General features: G+C 61.9%; 18 protein-coding genes. 10 read left to right on the top strand and 8 right to left on the bottom strand.

The features are described from left to right. Position 1: 1 nt before the first annotated feature. The gene (gene tcyL, locus ACF8R4_RS07160) at positions 2–670 is read right to left on the bottom strand and encodes a cystine ABC transporter permease (RefSeq protein ID WP_016714445.1); all 669 of its coding nucleotides are present in this window, start codon (positions 668–670) and stop codon (positions 2–4) included. Beyond that, positions 667–1,461 (bottom strand): cystine ABC transporter substrate-binding protein, encoded by a 795-nt coding sequence (tcyJ, locus tag ACF8R4_RS07155; protein ID WP_016714446.1) that lies wholly within the window; start codon positions 1,459–1,461, stop codon positions 667–669. Before tcyJ ends, tcyL begins: the two co-directional genes overlap by 4 nt. A 308-nt stretch (positions 1,462–1,769) precedes the next feature. Between tcyJ and epsC the strand changes: the two genes are divergently transcribed. After that, on the top strand, positions 1,770–2,702 hold the full coding sequence (gene epsC / locus ACF8R4_RS07150; RefSeq protein ID WP_016714447.1) for a serine O-acetyltransferase EpsC: 933 nt from the start codon (positions 1,770–1,772) through the stop codon (positions 2,700–2,702). A 238-nt stretch (positions 2,703–2,940) separates the two neighbouring features. Continuing rightward, a complete protein-coding gene (gene betT, locus ACF8R4_RS07145; protein WP_164525217.1) occupies positions 2,941–4,902 on the top strand; it encodes a choline transporter BetT in 1,962 nt (653 codons plus the stop codon). A 117-nt stretch (positions 4,903–5,019) separates the two neighbouring features. On the opposite strand, the gene tauD is transcribed toward betT, so the two are convergent. The 4 genes from tauD to tauA are packed head-to-tail and all read right to left on the bottom strand — an operon-like array spanning position 5,020 to position 8,511. Beyond that, complete coding sequence (tauD, locus tag ACF8R4_RS07140) at positions 5,020–5,853, bottom strand: taurine dioxygenase (protein ID WP_060499431.1); 834 nt, start codon at positions 5,851–5,853, stop codon at positions 5,020–5,022. 48 nt (positions 5,854–5,901) lie between these two features. Then, a complete protein-coding gene (gene tauC / locus ACF8R4_RS07135; RefSeq protein ID WP_156867789.1) occupies positions 5,902–6,741 on the bottom strand; it encodes a taurine ABC transporter permease TauC in 840 nt (279 codons plus the stop codon). Then, entirely contained in the window at positions 6,738–7,526 is a 789-nt protein-coding gene (gene tauB / locus ACF8R4_RS07130; protein ID WP_060499429.1) for a taurine ABC transporter ATP-binding subunit, read from the bottom strand. Before tauB ends, tauC begins: the two co-directional genes overlap by 4 nt. 13 nt (positions 7,527–7,539) lie before the next feature. Continuing rightward, on the bottom strand, positions 7,540–8,511 hold the full coding sequence (gene tauA, locus ACF8R4_RS07125; protein WP_060499428.1) for a taurine ABC transporter substrate-binding protein: 972 nt from the start codon (positions 8,509–8,511) through the stop codon (positions 7,540–7,542). Between the two features lie 498 nt (positions 8,512–9,009). Here tauA and ACF8R4_RS07120 point away from each other — a divergent pair, with 498 nt between their 5' ends. The 8 genes from ACF8R4_RS07120 to ACF8R4_RS07085 all read left to right on the top strand — a co-directional run bounded on the left by ACF8R4_RS07120 (position 9,010) and on the right by ACF8R4_RS07085 (position 16,317). After that, on the top strand, positions 9,010–10,344 hold the full coding sequence (locus tag ACF8R4_RS07120) for an OprD family porin (RefSeq protein WP_060499427.1): 1,335 nt from the start codon (positions 9,010–9,012) through the stop codon (positions 10,342–10,344). 165 nt (positions 10,345–10,509) lie between these two features. After that, on the top strand, positions 10,510–11,148 hold the full coding sequence (locus ACF8R4_RS07115) for a peroxiredoxin (protein WP_019096904.1): 639 nt from the start codon (positions 10,510–10,512) through the stop codon (positions 11,146–11,148). Between the two features lie 439 nt (positions 11,149–11,587). Then, entirely contained in the window at positions 11,588–12,181 is a 594-nt protein-coding gene (gene ssuE, locus ACF8R4_RS07110) for an NADPH-dependent FMN reductase (RefSeq protein ID WP_156867788.1), read from the top strand. 84 nt (positions 12,182–12,265) lie between these two features. Further along, on the top strand, positions 12,266–13,231 hold the full coding sequence (locus ACF8R4_RS07105; RefSeq protein ID WP_060501275.1) for a sulfonate ABC transporter substrate-binding protein: 966 nt from the start codon (positions 12,266–12,268) through the stop codon (positions 13,229–13,231). A 60-nt stretch (positions 13,232–13,291) separates the two neighbouring features. After that, positions 13,292–14,440: an FMNH2-dependent alkanesulfonate monooxygenase gene (gene ssuD / locus ACF8R4_RS07100; protein ID WP_060501273.1), complete on the top strand. Its 1,149-nt coding sequence runs from the start codon at positions 13,292–13,294 to the stop codon at positions 14,438–14,440. Positions 14,441–14,450: 10 nt separating this feature from the next. After that, positions 14,451–15,248: an aliphatic sulfonate ABC transporter permease SsuC gene (ssuC, locus tag ACF8R4_RS07095; RefSeq protein WP_392491991.1), complete on the top strand. Its 798-nt coding sequence runs from the start codon at positions 14,451–14,453 to the stop codon at positions 15,246–15,248. Continuing rightward, the gene (ssuB, locus tag ACF8R4_RS07090) at positions 15,245–16,057 is read left to right on the top strand and encodes an aliphatic sulfonates ABC transporter ATP-binding protein (protein WP_019096900.1); all 813 of its coding nucleotides are present in this window, start codon (positions 15,245–15,247) and stop codon (positions 16,055–16,057) included. The genes ssuC and ssuB overlap by 4 nt, the downstream gene beginning before the upstream one ends. Positions 16,058–16,101: 44 nt before the next feature. Beyond that, positions 16,102–16,317, top strand: coding sequence for a molybdopterin-binding protein (locus ACF8R4_RS07085; protein WP_008095172.1), 216 nt, complete (start codon positions 16,102–16,104; stop codon positions 16,315–16,317). Between the two features lie 43 nt (positions 16,318–16,360). Here the strand turns inward: ACF8R4_RS07085 and ACF8R4_RS07080 are convergent, their stop codons facing one another. Beyond that, complete coding sequence (locus ACF8R4_RS07080) at positions 16,361–16,993, bottom strand: TetR/AcrR family transcriptional regulator (protein ID WP_156867784.1); 633 nt, start codon at positions 16,991–16,993, stop codon at positions 16,361–16,363. Continuing rightward, on the bottom strand, positions 16,993–18,570 hold the full coding sequence (gene gshA, locus ACF8R4_RS07075; protein WP_156867783.1) for a glutamate--cysteine ligase: 1,578 nt from the start codon (positions 18,568–18,570) through the stop codon (positions 16,993–16,995). The genes ACF8R4_RS07080 and gshA overlap by 1 nt, the downstream gene beginning before the upstream one ends. Positions 18,571–18,629 lie beyond the last annotated feature (59 nt).

Here is an 18,629-nt window from a genome sequence, read left to right as displayed (position 1 = left end):
CTCAGTGCTCCTGGTCATGCTGGTTGACCCGCGCTTCCATGCGGTTCTGGAAGTGCGCGAGGATGCTGCACAGCACCCAGTAGATGACCGCGACCGCCACGTACATGGTGAACACTTCGAAGGTGCGTGCGGTAATCAGCTGCGCCTGGCGGAACAGTTCGGGCACCTGGATGGTGGCGGCCAGGGCGGTGTCCTTGACCAGCGAAATGAAGCTGTTGCCCAGCGGTGGCAGCGCAGTGCGCAAGGCTTGTGGCAGGATCGCCCGGCGCATGGCCTGGACGCGGGTCATGCCGATGCTGGCGGCCGCTTCCCACTGGCCACGGTCGATCGAGGAGATGGCTGCGCGCAGGATCTCGCAGATGTAGGCCGCCATGTTCAACGACAAGCCGATCAGCGAGGCGGGGATGGGGTCGAGTTCGATGCCGATCTGCGGCATGCCGAAATAGATCACGAACAGCTGCACCAGCAGCGGCGTGCCGCGGAAAAACGATACGTAGATCCGCGCCAGCCAGTTCAGCGGCAAGATCTTCGACAGGCGCATCAGCGCCAGGGCAAAGCCCAGCACCAGGCCGAAGAACATGCCGCCAACGCTGAGCAGCACCGTATAACCCGCGCCCTTCAGCAGGAAGGGCGTGGAGTCGACAACGAGTTGCAGGCTTTCAGCGATCATTTGGTGACATCAGCACCGAAGTATTTCTCGGACAGCTTGGCCAGCGTGCCGTCAGCCTTGAGCTTGTCGATGGCCTTGTTGATGGCATCGAGCAGCTCAGGCTCGCCCTTGCGCAGGGCCACGCCGCTTTCCAGGCGCGAGAAGGCATCGCCGGCCAGCTCCGTGTCCTTGGCTTTTTGCGCGTATTCCAGCGCGGCCAGGCGGTCGATCAGGATGGCGTCGATGCGGCCGTTACGCAGGTCGGCGAACTTGCTCGGGTCGTCTTCATAGGTGCGCACATCGGCTTGCGGCACGTCTTTTTTCACCCACTGTTCGTAGTTGGTGCCCAGGCCCACGCCCACTTTCTTGCCGGCCAGGTCGGCGGCCTTGTGGATGTTCAACTGCTCGGCCTTCTTCTTCAGGATCAGCGCCTGGATGCCGGAGATGGTGTAGGGCTCGGAGAAGTCGTACTTCTTCTTGCGCTCTTCGGAAATGGTCACCTGGTTGATGACTACGTCCAGGCGCTTGGACTCCAGCGCAGCGAGGATGCCGTCCCACTTGGTCGGTTGGACCTTGGCCTTGACCCCCAGCTCCTTGGCCAGCAGCTCGGACAGCTCCACTTCGAAGCCAGTCAGCTTGCCGTTTTCGTCCTGGAAGCTGAACGGTGGGTAGGTGCCTTCCAGGCCGACGTTGATCACGCCTTTTTCCTGGATGGTCTTCAGCTGCTCGCCCGCGAAGGCCTGGCTGAGCAGGCCGGTACCCAGCAGAACAGCCAGGGTAGCATTGAGTAGCGGTTTGGCGAATTTCGACATGTCAGAGCCCCGCGCTTGTTGTGTAAGTAGTGAGGTGGCGACTATAGGGTTGGCTGCTTAGGCCAGGAAATACTAAAAAATTCTTTTGTTATTTCCATTTTGATTGGTGCCAGGAGCTGGCTGCTTTGAGGGTAGGCGAGGATGCCTGTGCCGTCATCGCGGCTTATGCCTGACTTAGCGCAGGATGGAATAAAGCGTTGTTTTTTCCAAGGGGCTGATTTGCCGTAGAGTGGATCGCATGTAGTCAGGCCCGGCCTCTTCGCGGGCCTGGCGGCACCATTAGATGGCCTATACGGCAGGAGAAAACCGTGAGCGAACAACCTTCATCCGCGCACTGGCAGTTGCAGAGCATCGTCAGTGGCCTGCGCGGCGCCCGTGAGCAATGGCGCACCCGTAATGGCCGCAGCATTGGCGAGCAGGGCGGGCGCGAGTTGCCGTCGCGCGAGGCGATGCGGCAGATTCTGGAGCAACTGTGCGGCGCGCTGTTCCCCATGCGCCTTGGCCCGGTCGATTTGCGCGAAGAGAGCGAAGATTTCTACGTCGGCCATACCCTGGATGCCGCGCTGACCGCCTTGCTTGCCCAGGCTCGCCTTGAACTGCGCTATGCGGCACGGCAAAGCAAGGCTGAGCTGGCTGGCGTCGATGCCCATGCGCTGAGCCTGATCCAGGGTTTTGCAGCTGCGCTACCGGAACTGCGCGTACTGCTCGACACCGACGTGCTGGCCGCCTACCACGGTGACCCGGCAGCGCGCAGCGTGGATGAAGTGCTGCTGTGCTACCCGGGTATCCTGGCGATCATCCACCACCGCCTGGCGCACCACCTGTACCAGGCCGGCTTGCCGCTGCTGGCGCGGATCAGCTCGGAGCTGGCGCATTCGGCCACCGGTATCGACATTCACCCCGGCGCGCAGATTGGCCCGAGCTTCTTCATCGACCACGGGACCGGTGTGGTGATTGGCGAAACCGCGATCATCGGCGAGCGCGTGCGCATCTACCAGGCCGTGACCCTGGGCGCCAAGCGCTTCCCGAGCGATGAGTCGGGGACCCTGCACAAAGGCCTGCCACGGCACCCGATTGTCGAGGACGATGTGGTGATCTATGCCGGGGCCACGGTGCTGGGGCGCATTACCATCGGCAAAGGTTCGACCATTGGCGGCAATGTGTGGCTGACCCGCAGTGTGCCGGCTGAAAGCAACATTACCCAGGCCAACCTGCAGCTGGATTGCCAGGACAAGAACTGATCTAACCTTGCGGTAGGCCGCGACGAGGCTGGAACGAGAGGGCGCCAATCGGCGCCCCGGTTCGCAATGAAATTCGATCCATGTTTAACTTGAACGCTTGTTCAATGAAAAACGCTGGTCCGCTGCCGGTGTTCAACAGGAGGATTCCTTTGCTGAACCCGTTCATTCCGAACCTCACGTCATTCGACGAGGTGCATACCTCATGAGTGCGCCGATCCCTTCCAACAGCACTATCCGCATGAACCCTCCGGTGTTCTATTTCGCGGCAAGTTTCATCCTCATTTTTGGCCTGGTAGTCATTTCCAACCCGCAAGCCGCAGGTGACTGGTTGCTGGCAGCGCAGAACTGGGCGGCCAACACGGTCGGCTGGTACTACATGCTGGCCATGACGCTGTACCTGGTCTTCGTGGTGGTCACCGCCTTGTCCGGCTACGGCAAGATCAAGCTCGGTGCCGACCACGACGAACCCGAGTTCAGTTATCTGTCGTGGGCCGGCATGCTGTTTGCCGCTGGTATCAGCATCACGTTGTTCTTCTTCTGTGTTTCCGAACCGCTCACCCACATGCTGCAGCCGCCCCAGGGCGAAGCGGGCACGGCAGAGGCCGGGCGCCAGGCGATGCAGATTCTGTTCCTGCACTGGGGCCTGCATGGCTGGGGGGTGTTCGCCTTCGTCGGCATGGCCCTGGCCTATTTCGCCTACCGGCACAACCTGCCGCTGGCGTTGCGTTCGGCGCTGTACCCGCTGATCGGAAAGCGCATCAACGGGCCGATCGGCTACGCAGTGGATGGCTTCGGCATCATCGCCACGGTGTTCGGCCTGGGGGCCGACATGGGCTTTGGCGTGCTGCACCTGAATGCGGGCCTGGACTACCTGTTCGGCATCAGCCACAGCCAGTGGGTGCAGGTGATCCTCATCACCCTGATGATGGGCGCGGCGGTCGCCGTGGCCGTTGCCGGGGTGGAGAAGGGCGTACGGGTGATGAGCGACATCAACCTGTTCCTGGCCTGCGCACTGCTGCTGTTCGTGCTGTTCGCCGGGCCGACCCAGCACCTGTTCAATACGCTGATCCAGAACCTTGGCGACTATCTGGGCGCTTTGCCACGCAAGAGTTTCGATGTGTATGCCTACGGCGAAAACCGTGACTGGCTGGGTGGCTGGACGGTGTTCTACTGGGCCTGGTGGATTGCCTGGGCACCGTTTGTGGGCCTGTTCATCGCCCGTATCTCCCGTGGCCGTACCATCCGCGAGTTCGTCTTTGGCGTGCTGCTGATCCCGTTGGGGTTCACCCTGGCGTGGATGTCGATCTTCGGCAACAGCGCGCTGGACCAGGTGATCAACCATGGCATGACCGCACTGGGCCAGTCGGCACTGGATAACCCGTCGATGAGCCTGTACCTGCTGCTGGAGACTTACCCCTGGAGCAAGGCGGTGATCGCCACCACGGTGTTCATCAGCTTCGTGTTCTTTGTCACGTCGGCCGACTCGGGCACCGTGGTGCTGTCGACCTTGTCGGCCAAGGGGGGTGAAGCCGATGAGGACGGGCCGAACTGGCTGCGCATCTTCTGGGGCGCGATGACCGCGCTGATCACCAGTGCGCTGTTGTTCGCGGGCAGCATCGACTCGCTGAAGTCGGCGGTGGTACTGACCTCGCTGCCGTTCTCGCTGATTCTGTTGTGCATGATGTGGGGGCTGCACAAGGCGTTCTACCTGGAGTCGCAGCGGCAGATCGCGCAGATGCACTCACTGGCCCCGTTCGCCCAGTCACGTCGCGGTCGAGGTGGCTGGCGCCAGCGCCTGAGCCAGGCCGTGCATTTCCCGTCGCGTGATGAGGTGTACCGCTTCATGGACGACGTAGTGCGCCCGGCGATTGCCGAGGTCCGTGAGGTGTTCGAGCAGAAGGGGCTGGTGCTGATCACCCAGGATGACCCGAGCCACGACAACGTCAGCCTGAAGATTGGCCATGGCGAGGAGCAGCCGTTCATCTACCAGGTGCAGATGCGTGGGTATTTCACACCGTCATTCGCCTTGGGTGGGCTGGGCACGCAGGAGTTGAAGAACCGCCGTTATTACCGGGCGGAGGTGCACCTGAGCGAAGGCAGCCAGAACTATGACCTGGTGGGCTACAGCAAGGAGCAGATCATCAACGACATCCTGGACCAGTACGAGCGGCACATGCAGTACCTGCATCTGGTCCGTTAGATCGCCGGGGCCGCTTTGCGGCCCATCGCGACACAAGGCCGCTCCTACAGAGGTACGCCATCTCCTGTAGGAGCGGCCTTGTGTCGCGAAAGGAGGCCGAAGGCCTCCCAAAATCTGTCAGAAGGGTGCATCCCCCAGGATGGTCGCCCGGTGCATCACCCGCCGGTTCGGCCGGTAGTCATCCACCGCAAAATGCTGGGTCACGCGGTTGTCCCAGAACGCCACGTCATTCTCCTGCCAACGCCAGCGAATGCTGAACTCCGGCCGCGTCGCATGGGCGAACAGCAGCTTCAACAGCGCTTCGCTTTCCAGCTCGCTCAGCTCATTGATGCGTGTAGTGAACCCTTCATTGACGAACAGCGCCTTGCGCCCGCTCACCGGATGCGTGCGCACCACCGGGTGTGACAGCGGCGGGTTGTTGCGCCGTGTCGCCTCCCAGCGCGCCAGGTCTTGCGGCGTGGTGCCGAAGCGCTCCAGCGGAAACGACTTGGTGAAGTCGTGGGTGGCGGTCAGCCCGTCGAGCATTGCGCGCAACGGTGCCGACAAGGCTTCGAACGCCGCAATGCCGCTGGCCCACAGGGTATCGCCACCGTAAGCCGGCAACTGCTTGGCGCTGAGCACCGCGCCCAGTGCTGGGGTTGGCAAGAACGTCACGTCGGTGTGCCACACGGCGTTGTCGCGTACATCGGTCACCGCCGTGTCGAGCACCAGCACCTGCGGGGTTTCCGGCACGTTGGGGTAGATCGGGTGAATGTGCAGGTCGCCGAAGCGGGCGGCAAAGCGCGCTTGCTGTTCCGGGTTGATCGGCTGGTCGCGGAAGAAAAGCACCTGATGCTTGAGCAGCGCCTGCTCGATGGCATCGCGCTGTTCGGCCGAGATCTCGCGGCTGATATCCACGCCGCTGATCTGAGCGCCGAGGGCCGGGCTGAGGGGGGTAACGGTCAGGCTCATGTCTTTTCTCGTTCTAGGCGCCGGGTTGCCGGCGTGGTCAGTCGGCAATCAGTGGCTCTGTCCGTGCCAGGGCACCAGTTTGCGTTGCAGGGCACGCAGGCCCATTTCCAGGGCGAAGGCGATCAGGGCGATCAGCAGGATGCCCAGCACCACCACATCGGTGACCAAAAACTGCGCCGCCGACTGCACCATGAAGCCCAGGCCGCTGGTGGCCGCAATCAGTTCGGCGGCCACCAGAGTCGACCAGCCGACCCCCAGGCCGATGCGGATGCCGGTAAGGATGTCGGGCAATGCACTGGGCAGGATCACATGGCGGATCAGCTGGGCGTTGGTGGCGCCCAGCGACTGCGCCGCACGCAGCTTGGCGGGGTCGACCGTGCGCACGCCGGTGGCGGTGGCAATGGCGATGGGGGCGAAGATCGCCAGGTAAATCAGGAGCACCTTCGACAGCTCGCCGATGCCGCACCAGATGACGATCAGCGGCAGGTATGCAAGCGGCGGTATCGGCCGGTAGAACTCGATCAGCGGGTCGAGGATGCCACGGGCCACGCGGTTGTAGCCGATGGCGATGCCCACCGGGATCGCGGTCAGGGTCGCGGCCACCAGTGCCAGGCCGATGCGGCCCAGGCTTGCGCCCAGGTGCTGCCACAGGCTGGCGTCCATGTAGCCTTGGGTCAGCAAGGTCCAGGCCCTGGCCAGGATGTCACCGGGCGAAGGCAGGAACAGGGGCTCGATCCAGCCGGCGGCCGTCACCAGCCACCAGACCAGCAGCAGGCTGGCCAGGGTCAGGGTACTGATCCAGCGGGTAGAGAGTTGGCGGCGCGCTGTTGCAACAGGCCGGCTTTGGGTGTCGTGCTTGCCGGCAACCGGCAGGTCCAGGCTGCTCATGCGCGCTCCTGCAGGCTTTGGCGTTGGGAGAACACCCGCGCCAGCACATGCTCGCGGGTTTCGATGAAGCGTGGGTCGGATTTGATCGCCCGGGCCGATTCGCCAGCGGCATAGCGCTGGCCGAAGTCCAGTTGCAGGCGCTCCACCACGCGGCCCGGGTTGGGTGCCAGTAGCACCAGCTCGCTGGCGAGGAACACCGCTTCTTCAATGTCGTGGGTAATCAGGAACACCGGTTTGGCGGTGCGTTGCCAGACCTGCAGCAGCAGTTCCTGCATCTGTTCGCGGGTGAAGGCGTCGAGGGCGCCGAACGGTTCATCCATCAGCAACACCCGTGGATCGGCCGCCAGTGCGCGGGCCAGGCCTACGCGCTGTTTCTGGCCACCGGACAATTCCCAGATGCGTCGGTCGCCAAAGCCATCCAGGTCGACGAGTGCGAGCATTTCACGGGCCTTGGCTTCACGCTGGGCGCGGGGCACGCCAGCCAGTTCGAGGCCGAAGGCGACATTGCCCAGCACGTTCTGCCATGGCAGCAGGGCATCGTCCTGGAACACCACGCCGCGCTCGGCACCCGGGCCGTGCACCGGTACGCCATCGAGGGTGATTCGCCCGCCACTGGGGGCGACGAAGCCGGCGATCAGGTTGAGCAGCGAGGTCTTGCCGCTGCCGGACGGCCCCAGGGCCACCAGCAGCTGGCGCGGGCCCAGGCTCAGGTTGATGTCGGCCAGCACCGGGGTGCTGGCGCCAGGGTACTGTGCGCTGATGCGCTCCAGTTCAAGCAAGGCCATGACGGGCTCCGGATCAGTTTGGGAGGAACTTGGCGCTGACGTACGGCGAGTAGTCCGGCAGCACGGCGTCGACCTTGCCCTGCTGCTTGAGGAAATTGGCCGTGTCGGTCAGTGCCTGGGTGGTCGGCGCGCCCAGGGCATTGGCCTGGTCTGCGGCCAGTGGGTAGACATTGCCCTCCAGCAGGACCGGGATGTCGCTGGCCTTGGCGCCGGACAGCTTCACCAGCTTGTCTACGTTGCCCTTGTCGGCCAGCCAGGCTTTCGGGTCCTTGCGGTAGTCGGCGTAGGCATCGAGGGTGACTTTGGCAAAGGCCTTGACCACATCCGGGTGCTTCTCAGCGAAGTCCTTGCGCACGATCCAGGCATCGAAGGTGGGGGCGCCTTTCTGAGCCAGTTCGCCCGAGGTGATCAGCACCTTGCCGTTTTCCTTGGCTACGCCCAGGGCCGGGTCCCACACGTAGGTGGCGTCGATGTCACCGCGTTTCCAGGCGGCAATGATGGCCGGTGGTGCCAGGTTGAGGATCTGTACCTTGGACGGGTCGATATTCCAGCTTTTAAGTGCTGCCAGCAGGCTGTAGTGGCCGGTAGACACGAACGGTACAGCGACTTTCTTGCCGATCAGGTCTTGCGGCGTCTTGATGCTGTCGCGGGCGACCAGCGCTTCACCGGCACCGATCTGGGTGGCGATGAGGAAGGTCTCGACGGGTAGCTTGCGGGTGGCGGCAGCCGCCAGCGGGCTGGAACCCAGATAGCCGATCTGAACATCACCGCTGGCCACGGCGGTGATTACGTCGGCGCCATTATCGAATTTGCGCCAGTCGATGCTGGCCTTGCTGGCTTTTTCGTAGTCGCCGTCTACCTGCGCCACTTTGGCTGGGTCGACGGTGGTCTGATAGGCCACCGTCAGGTCGGCAGCCTGGGCAAACCAGCTGGTGCTGGCGAGGGTCAGGGCGGCGAACAGGCGCAGCGGAGCGTGCGGGATCATGGTGGACCTCTCGTCAGGCAATCGATGTGATGGGTGACGAGAAGACTAAATGATCTAATAATCTGAAAATAAATAACTTTTTTGCATTAGCTTAGGAGCCAAATGCTTTAAGCCCAAGATCGTTGATTACCCTCAATGGCGAATGCTGAGGTACCTGCTAGGCTTTTTCGTCCCTATAGAACGATACGGAATTAGGTTATGAGCAAACGTTTGCAAATAACCAAATGTTATGAATGGCGTTGCTGCTACAACGAATGGCAGTAAAGGTTCCGAGCATATTCCGTAAAAATCTTACAAATTCATAAAACGGTCATTTTGGATTTATAGGATTGTCATTATCCTGTAGCGCAGGTGGCGTCTTAGACCAAAGTCTCGAAACGTTTAGAAACGATTGACTTATGAGTCACGCTTTGGGACTAAATCGCCAATCCACGGTGAGCGGGGCAGCAGACCTCGCCGCCAGAGATACACAAGAATTAGAACGTAGAGGAGCAAATTATGTACAAGTCCAGCCTGGCTCTGGCCGTGGCACTGGGGGTTCTCGCCCAACAAGCAGGCGCTGCCGGTTTCGTTGAAGACAGCAAACTGTCGCTCAGCTCGCGCACCATGTACTTCAACAACGACAATCGTGAAACCCACAGCGATCCACGCCCGGATCAGCGTGAGTCTGGTCAGGGTTTCAAGCTCGATTACATTTCCGGCTTCACTGAAGGCACTGTCGGGTTCGGTGTCGATGCTCAGGCGTTGTGGGGTATCCAGCTGGACGGCGGTCGCGGCTACCACAAAAGTGGTTTCATGCCGGACGATAGCGATGGCTCTGCGGTAAGCCAGTGGGGCCGTTTCGGCGCCAACGCCAAAGCTCGCTTCTCCAAGACTGAAGCTCACTTCGGTAGCGCCTTGGCGCCAAACCTGCCGATCCTGGTCTCCAACGATGGCCGTCTGCTGCCGCAAACCTTCGAGGGTGGCACCATCCAGTCGAAGGAAATCGACAACCTGACCATCAACGCCGGTCAGCTGACCCACGCCATGGGCCGTGCATCGAGCAACCGTACCGGCCTGTCGGTAGCCGGTGCTACCCAGGACAGCAACAAGTTCCGCTACGGCGGCCTGGACTACAAGCTCACGCCAGACCTGACCCTGCAGTACTACTACTCGAACCTGGAAGACTTCTACAAGCAGCACTTCCTGGGCGCGACCCACGTGTTCAAGATCGCTGACGACCAGTCGTTCAAGACTGACCTGCGCTACTTCGACAGCAGCAGCGACGGCAAGAACGGTGAGGCCGGTTACCGCTTCAGCAACAATGGCGGTTATGCCAAGAACACTGGCGAGGTCGACAACAAGACCTGGTCCGCGATCTTCACCTACACCCTGGGTGGCCACTCGTTCCTGCTCGGCCACCAGCGCGTCAATGACGACGGTGGTTTCGTCTGGCTGAACCAAGGCAACGTGGTTGATGGCAATGGCCGCAACGAAGGTGCTGGTGGTTCGAGCTTCTACCTGTTCACCGACAGCATGATCAACCAGTTCGCCAAGGCCGGTGAAAACACCACGTTCGGTCAGTACGCCTATGACTTCGCACGTCTGGGCGTGCCTGGCCTGAAAGCTTCGGTTTCTTACCTGAAAGGTGAAGATGGCAAGAACGCCAATGGCAACGGCACCTTCAGCGAATGGGAACGTGACGCCCGCGTTGACTACGTCATCCAGGAAGGCACCTTCAAGGGCCTGGGCGCCAGCCTGCGTCACGGCGTATACCGTGGCACTGGCACCAGCTCGCTGGCTGACCAGGATCAGACCCGTTTGATCTTCAACTACACTTACAACTTCCTGTAAGCCGTAGCTGAACCAGAAGCCTCGCCTAGTGCGAGGCTTTTTTGTGCCTACGAATTCGTATGCATTATGGTTATAAATAAATCGTCATTTATTCTTTTTATTTTTAACCGAATGCAGGCACATTGAACCCATACGGTACAGAACCCAGCCAAGGAGCCGCAGCCCATGAGCCTCAAACTCGGCGATATCGCCCCCGATTTCGAACAGGATTCCAGCGAAGGCAAAATCCGCTTCCACGAGTGGCTGGGCAACAGCTGGGGGGTATTGTTCTCCCACCCGGCCGACTTCACCCCGGTGTGCACCACCGAGCTGGGCCTGACCGCCAAGCTGAAAGATGATTTCGCCAAGCGTGGGGTCAAGGCCATCGCCTTGTCGGTAGACCCGGTCGACTCGCACCACCGCTGGATCGATGACATCAACGAAACCCAGAACACCGTGGTCAATTTCCCGATCATCGCCGACGCCGACCGCAAGGTGTCCGACCTGTACGACCTGATCCACCCGAACGCCAGTGACACCCTCACCGTGCGTTCGCTGTTCGTGATCGACCCGAACAAGAAGGTGCGCCTGACCATTACCTATCCGGCCAGTACCGGGCGCAATTTCAATGAAATTCTGCGGGTGATCGACTCGCTGCAACTGACCGACAACCACAAGGTCGCCACACCAGGTAACTGGCAGGACGGTGACGAGGTGGTGATCGTGCCTTCGCTCAAGGACGAGGAAGAGATCAAGCAGCGCTTCCCGAAAGGATACCGGGCGGTCAAACCCTACCTGCGTCTGACCCCGCAGCCTAATCGTTAACGGATTCCTCGTTGCATTGCTCTTAGCCAAGCAGGGATTTTCGGGCCGTTTCGACGGCCCTTTTTTATGCCTATAGATTTTTGGTGCCTGTGAGATCGAGCGCCGCCCGCGCGGCGCATCGCGAGCTGTGCTCGCTCCTACGTTTGTTTCGGGCCAATTATTCCTGTGGAATTTGAGCGCGAACGCTTTGGTGTATGTCTCGATATCGCGTCGTATGAACTAGGCGGTCGCGCGCGCCTGTCACAGGCGTTACTGGCCCGAAACAAACGTAGGAGCGAGCACAGCTCGCGATGCGCCGCGCGGGCGGCGCTCGATGTACGCCCTCCTACAACCCTCAAGTCTTGTATCTAAAAAGAATAAACAAATGAAAAAATATGATTTCTAGATATATGTAGCAGCTGTTAATGTCTCCCTCAACAGAACACAAGGAAGCGCTGCAATGCTGGTCGTCTCAATCGGTGGTAGCCCAAGTCCTCGTTCACGCTCCGGCGTGCTGCTTGAGCGTTCGCGCCAGTGGCTGCAGGGCCGTGGCGTTGAAGTGGTGACGTTCCAGGTACGTGACTTCCCCGCCGAAGACCTGCTGCATGCCCGTTTCGACAGCCCGCATGTGCAGCACTTCCAACAGCTGGTAGCCCAGGCCGATGGCCTGATCGTTTCCACTCCGGTGTACAAGGCGTCGTTTGCCGGTGCACTGAAAACACTGCTCGACCTGCTGCCCGAACGCGCCCTGGCGCACAAGATCGTATTGCCAATCGCCACCGGTGGCAGCATCGCCCACATGCTGGCGGTGGATTACGCATTGAAACCCGTGCTGTCGGCACTCAAGGCACAAGAGACCCTGCAAGGGATCTTCGCCGACGACAGTCAGGTGTCTTACGCAGACGGCACGAAGCCCGCGCAGTTGGTACCGGCACTGGAAGAACGCCTGCTGGACTCGCTGGAAACCTTCCACGTTGCCCTGGCCCGTCGGCCACGCCCCGTGGCCCCCGGCGTACTGAATGAACGCCTGATCAGCGCTCGCTGGAGCATCTGACCGGCCCAACCCGCTTCACCACCTTACTCGCCCGACAACGAGGCAAGCAGGTGCAACCCGAACCCAAACGTACAGGAGAGCGCCATGCGCACAGTCTTCTTGCGTCGCGGTCTGGTCGCCCTGTTTGCGGCGGCTGTGTCCTTCGGCGCCATTACCCAAGCCCAGGCCGAAAGCCTGCGTATCGGTTACCAGAAATACGGCACCCTGGTGCTGCTCAAGGCCAAGGGCACGCTGGAAAAGCGCCTGGCAGAGCAGGGCGTGCAGGTGCAGTGGACCGAGTTCCCCGGTGGACCGCAGCTGCTTGAAGGGCTGAATGTCGGCTCCATCGATTTTGGCGTAACCGGCGAGACCCCGCCTGTATTCGCCCAGGCTGCCGGTGCCGACCTGCTGTATGTGGCTTACGAGCCGCCAGCACCCCACAGCGAGGCGATCCTGGTGCCGAAAGGCTCAGCTATCCAGTCGGTGAAAGACCTCAAGGGCAAGAAAGTCGTCCTCAACAAAGGCTCGAACGTTCACTACCTGTTGGTGCGCGCGCTGGAAGATGCCGGCCTGAAGTACAGCGACATCCAGCCCGTCTACCTGCCACCCGCCGATGCCCGCGCCGCCTTCGAGCGGGGCAGTGTGGATGCCTGGGTCATCTGGGACCCGTACCAGGCCGCCGCCGAGCAACAGTTGCAGGCCCGCACCCTGCGTGATGGCAAGGGCCTGGTCGACAACCACCAGTTCTACCTGGCCACCCGCAACTACGCCACCCGGCACCCGGCGGTGATCAACACCGTGATCGAGGAAGTGCGCGCCGTGGGCGAGTGGTCCCAGGCCAACCCGCAAGAAGTGACCGACCAGGTCGCACCGCTGCTCGGCCTGCCCGCCGACATCACCCTGACCTCGGTCAAACGCCAAGGCTACGGTGCAGCGCCGCTCACCCCCGAGGTCGTGGCCGCACAACAGAAAATCGCCGACACCTTCCAGGCGCTCAAGCTGATACCCAAGCCACTGAGCATCAAGGACGTGATCTGGACACCCCCGGCCAAGGTCGCTAGCGCGCCTTGATTGATTCGCCTGTGCCGGGGCGTCGCCCTGGCTTGAGCCACCCTTGAGGAGACAACTCCAATGAGCCTTAACATTTTCTGGTTCCTCCCAACCCACGGTGACGGCAAGTACCTGGGCACTTCCGACGGCGCCCGTGCGGTCGACCACGGTTACCTGCAGCAGATCGCCCAAGCCGCTGACCGTCTGGGTTTTGGCGGGGTGCTGATCCCCACCGGGCGCTCCTGCGAGGACTCCTGGCTGGTGGCCGCGTCGCTGATCCCTGTGACCCAGCGACTGAAATTCCTGGTGGCCCTGCGCCCAGGCATCATTTCGCCAACCGTGGCAGCACGCCAGGCGGCAACGCTGGATCGCCTGTCCAATGGCCGTGCCCTGTTCAACCTGGTAACCGGTGGCGACCCGGACGAACTGGCCGGTGATGGCCTGCACCTGAGCCATGAAGAGCGCTACGAAGCCTCGGTCGAATTCACCCGTATCTGGCGCAAGGTGCTTGAAGGCGAAAACGTCGATTACGACGGCAAACACATTCAGGTGAAGGGCGCCAAGCTGCTCTACCCACCGATTCAGCAACCACGTCCTCCGCTGTATTTCGGCGGCTCGTCCGAGGCAGCACAGGACCTGGCCGCCGAGCAGGTCGAGCTGTACCTGACCTGGGGTGAGCCACCGGCAGCCGTTGCCGAAAAAATTGCCCAGGTGCGCGAAAAAGCGGCCGCTCAAGGCCGAGAAGTACGCTTCGGTATCCGCCTGCATGTGATCGTGCGGGAAACCAACGAAGAGGCCTGGGCCGCTGCCGACAAGCTGATTTCGCATCTGGACGATGACACCATCGCCCGTGCCCAGGCCTCGCTGGCGCGCTTTGACTCGGTGGGCCAGCAGCGCATGGCTGCCTTGCATGGCGGCAACCGCGACAACCTGGAAGTCAGCCCCAACCTGTGGGCGGGTGTTGGCCTGGTGCGTGGCGGCGCCGGTACCGCACTGGTGGGCGATGGCCCGACTGTGGCAGCACGGGTGAAGGAATACGCCGATCTGGGTATCGATACCTTCATCTTCTCGGGTTACCCACACCTGGAAGAGTCGTACCGGGTTGCTGAGCTGCTGTTCCCGCACCTCGATGTACAACGCCCGGAGCAACCGAAAACCGGCGGCTACGTAAGCCCGTTCGGCGAGATGGTAGCCAACGACATCCTGCCCAAGTCCGTGTCGCAGAGCTGAGGGCCGGGCCATGAGTCGTGCAACTTCCTCCAACCTGGCCCAGCGCCTGGCGCCGTGGGCGCTGCCGGTGCTGCTGTTGGCAGCCTGGCAGTTAGCGGTCAGCGCTGGCTGGCTGTCGACGCGCATTCTGCCGGCACCCAGCGCTGTGATCAGCGCGGGTGTCGAGCTGGTGCGCAGCGGCGAAATCTGGACCCACCTGGCCATCAGCGGTTGGCGTGCCGGCCTGGGCTTCGTCATCGGCGGCAGCATCGGCCTGGTGCTGGGGTTCATCACCGGCTTGTCGAACTGGGGCGAACGCCTGCTCGACAGCTCGGTGCAGATGATCCGCAACGTGCCGCACCTGGCACTGATCCCGCTGGTGATCCTGTGGTTCGGTATCGACGAGTCGGCAAAGATTTTCCTGGTCGCGCTGGGCACGTTGTTCCCGATTTACCTGAACACCTACCACGGCATTCGTAATGTCGACCCGGCATTGGTGGAAATGGCGCGCAGCTATGGCTTGTCCGGCTTCAGCCTGTTCCGCCAGGTGATCCTGCCCGGGGCGCTGCCATCGATTCTGGTGGGTGTGCGCTTTGCGCTGGGCTTCATGTGGCTGACCTTGATCGTGGCGGAAACCATCTCGGCCAACGCCGGCATCGGTTACCTGGCAATGAATGCCCGTGAGTTCCTGCAGACCGACGTGGTGGTACTGGCCATCGTCCTGTACGCCGTGCTTGGCAAGCTCGCCGACCTCGCCGCTCGCGGCCTGGAGCGTGTGTGGCTGCGCTGGCACCCGGCCTATCAAGTAGCCAGGAAGGAGGGTGCATGACCGTGCTCAAGGAACAGCCACCTCGCCTGTTGCGTGGCATCCCGCTGGCCTCCAATGGCCTGCGCAAGACCTTTGGCCAGCGCGAAGTGCTGAAAGGTATCGACCTGCACATTCCGGCCGGCCAGTTCGTTGCCATCGTTGGCCGCAGCGGCTGCGGCAAGAGCACCTTGCTGCGCCTGCTGGCCGGGCTCGATCAACCCACCGCCGGCCAACTGCTGGCCGGTGCTGCGCCGCTGGAAGAGGCCCGTGAGGAAACCCGCCTGATGTTCCAGGACGCACGCCTGCTGCCTTGGAAGAAGGTGATCGACAACGTTGGCCTGGGCCTGTCTGGTGACTGGCGCCCACGTGCGCTGGAAGCGCTGGAGGCGGTGGGCCTGGCTGATCGCGCCAATGAATGGCCGGCAGCCCTCTCGGGTGGCCAGAAGCAGCGCGTGGCCTTGGCCCGCGCCTTGATTCACCAGCCACGCCTGCTGCTGCTGGATGAGCCGCTGGGTGCGCTGGATGCATTGACCCGTATCGAGATGCAGCAATTGATCGAGCGCCTGTGGCGTCAGCATGGCTTCACCGTGCTGTTGGTCACCCACGATGTCAGCGAAGCCGTTGCCGTCGCTGACCGGGTGATTTTGATCGAGGACGGCGAGGTCGGGCTCGACCTTACTGTCGACCTGGCACGGCCCCGGGCGCGTGGTTCGCACCGCCTGGCCGCGCTGGAAAGCGAAGTGCTCAACCGTGTTCTGTCGGCCCCGGGCACTGCGCCCGAGCCGGACCCTGTAGCCCCTCTGCCCACGCAGTTGCGTTGGGCGCACTGACTCACTCACTTACCAGACTGAAGCCATAGAGAAGGAATCAACTCATGACTATCAAAGCCATCAACGTCCGCAACCAGTTCAAAGGCACCGTGAAAGAAATCCTCGAAGGCCCGGTACTGTCGGAAATCGACGTACAGACCGCCTCGGGTATCGTGACTTCGGTCATCACCACCCGTTCTGTGAAGGAGCTGGAGTTGCAGGTTGGCAGCGAAGTGATTGCCTTCGTGAAGTCGACTGAAGTGTCTATCGCCAAGCTGTGATGCTGCTGCTCGATATCGGGGCTGCTTCGCAGCCCTAACAATTTCAGCCTGAACGCTTGGCCAGAAACGGCGGCAGGTACAACCCCAGATACGCCTCGAACACCCGCTTGCCTTCTTCGGCCATGCGCGGGGTGATCGCTTCGTGCAACTGCACCGATCGCGCATACACCCGGTCGCTCAGTTCCATGGCCAACGCAAACACATCCATATCCAGTGGCATCACCGGCAGGTGAAAATGCTGGTCGAACAACTTGTGCATCAAGTCGCCCAGTTCCATGTCGTGCTGCCGATCGGCCTGCACCACTTCGCTCAGCCCATGCTGGGCCAGGATCAGCTGCCGCGCCGCCGCATCTTCGTTATAGATACAAAGCATGCGTTCTTCGATGAGCCGTGAGAGTTCGTGCCAAGTGCTGAACGCGCTGCTATCGATCGGTGCACTCAGTGCTTCGCGAAAGGCCCGGTGTACGTCGGCAGTCAGTGCTTCCAGCAACGCTGGCACACTGGCGAAGAAGTGATACACCGACGACGGCGGAATCTGTGCCCGTTCGGCCACGCTGTAGATGGACAGTGCCGCCACCCCTTGCTCTGCCAGCAACTCGCGTGCAGCCGTCAGGATCGCTTCGATCCTGGCCTGGCTGCTGGCGCGCGGCTTGCGCGGGGTGGCGGTACGGGTCATCAGTTGCTGATCGCCAGGATGCTGGCCTGGTAGGCACCGACGAACAGGTCGAAGTCACCGACTTCTTCCTGTTCCAGCTCCGATTGCTTGGCGAGCGATTCACGGGCCAGTGTTTCGAACGCCTGTTGCTGCTCGTTGTTCAGGGGCTGTTCGCGGAACGTTTCGGCGTGGATCCGGCTTTGGCGCAGGGAGAACTGGACGAAGGTTTCGTCGTGTTCGGTCATGCGTGCCAGCACCTGGGCCGACGGTGTCAGCGAAGCGTCGTCAACCTTGGCTTGCTGGGCATCCAGGGCTTTGGCGTGCTCGTCAACGCCTTGCGCCTGGTCGAGCAGGTCGGCCAGTGGCCGGATACGCCCGATAAGCTCGCTGGCCCAATCTTTCAAGCTGATTGGCTGGCCATCGCGATGCAGCGCCAGGCCCGGGCGACGGCCTTCCTTGACCACGGTCAGGAAGTTGCTGGTGCACTGGCCGCATTCGCCGTTGTCCAGCTGCGGGCTGTCTTCCAGTGCGCAGAACAGCAGGAACGCATCAAGGAAGCGCGCCTCGGTCAGGTCGATGCCCACGGGCAGGAACGGGTTGATGTCCAGGCAACGCACTTCCACGTACTGCACGCCACGCGAGGTCAGGGCCTGGATCGGCCGTTCGCCGGTGTAGGTAACCCGCTTGGGGCGGATGTTCGAGTAGTACTCGTTCTCGATCTGCAGGATGTTGGTGTTCAGCTGCACCCACTCGCCGTCCACGTGGGTACCGACTTCTACGTACGGCGGGTAGGGCGTGCCCACGGCCTTGCGCAGGCTATCGGTGTAGCTGGCCAGGTTGTTGTAGCACGGCGTGAGGCCGGCCTGGGCGTTGCTCTGGTAGCCCAGGTCGCTCATGCGCAGGCTGGTGGCATAGGGCAGGAACAGGGTTTCGGCATCCAGCTCTTCGAGCTGGTGCGGGCGGCCACGCAGGAAGCCTTTGTCCAGGGCCGGCGAAGCGCCGAACAGGTACATCAGCAGCCAGCTGTAGCGGCGGAAGTTGCGGATCAGGGCGATATAGGCCGACGACTGGTAGTCGCGGTTGTCTTCAGTGCTGCCTTCGGCTTCGCGCAGCAGCGGCCACAGGGCCTCGGGCAGCGAGAAGTTGTAATGGATACCGGCGATGCACTGCATGGTGCGGCCGTAGCGCAGGGCCAGGCCCTTGCGGTAGACGTGCTTGAGCTTGCCGATGTTCGAGGTGCCGTACTCGGCAATCGGGATGTCCTCCTCGGCCGGCAGCGTGCACGGCATCGACGGGCTCCACAGGTATTCGTCGCCCAGCTTGCTGTAGACGAAGCGGTGGGTCTGCTCGAGGCTTTCGAGTACCTTGGCCGGGTCGGGCAGGGCTGGCGTGATGAACTCCAGCAGCGACTCGGAATAGTCGGTAGTGATCTGCTCGTTGGTCAGCGCCGACCCCAAAGCTTCCGGGTGCGGGGTCTGGGCCAGGCGACCTTCGTCGGTCACGCGCAGGCATTCGCGCTCAATACCGTGCAGGCACTGCTTGAGCAGGGGGAGATTGGCGCCGAGCAGGCTCAGGCGGCGGTTGAGGAGGTCGCTCAAGATGTATTCCTTCACGCGTCAGTCGCCCCAATATGGGGGTAGAGATAACGGTCTACAAG

The organism is Pseudomonas sp. FYR_2 (assembly GCF_043106425.1).
In the GTDB taxonomy this organism is placed as follows: domain Bacteria; phylum Pseudomonadota; class Gammaproteobacteria; order Pseudomonadales; family Pseudomonadaceae; genus Aquipseudomonas; species Aquipseudomonas monteilii.
The sequence above is the reverse complement of the archived record's forward strand: the minus strand, read 5'-3'. Positions and strand labels throughout refer to the sequence as shown.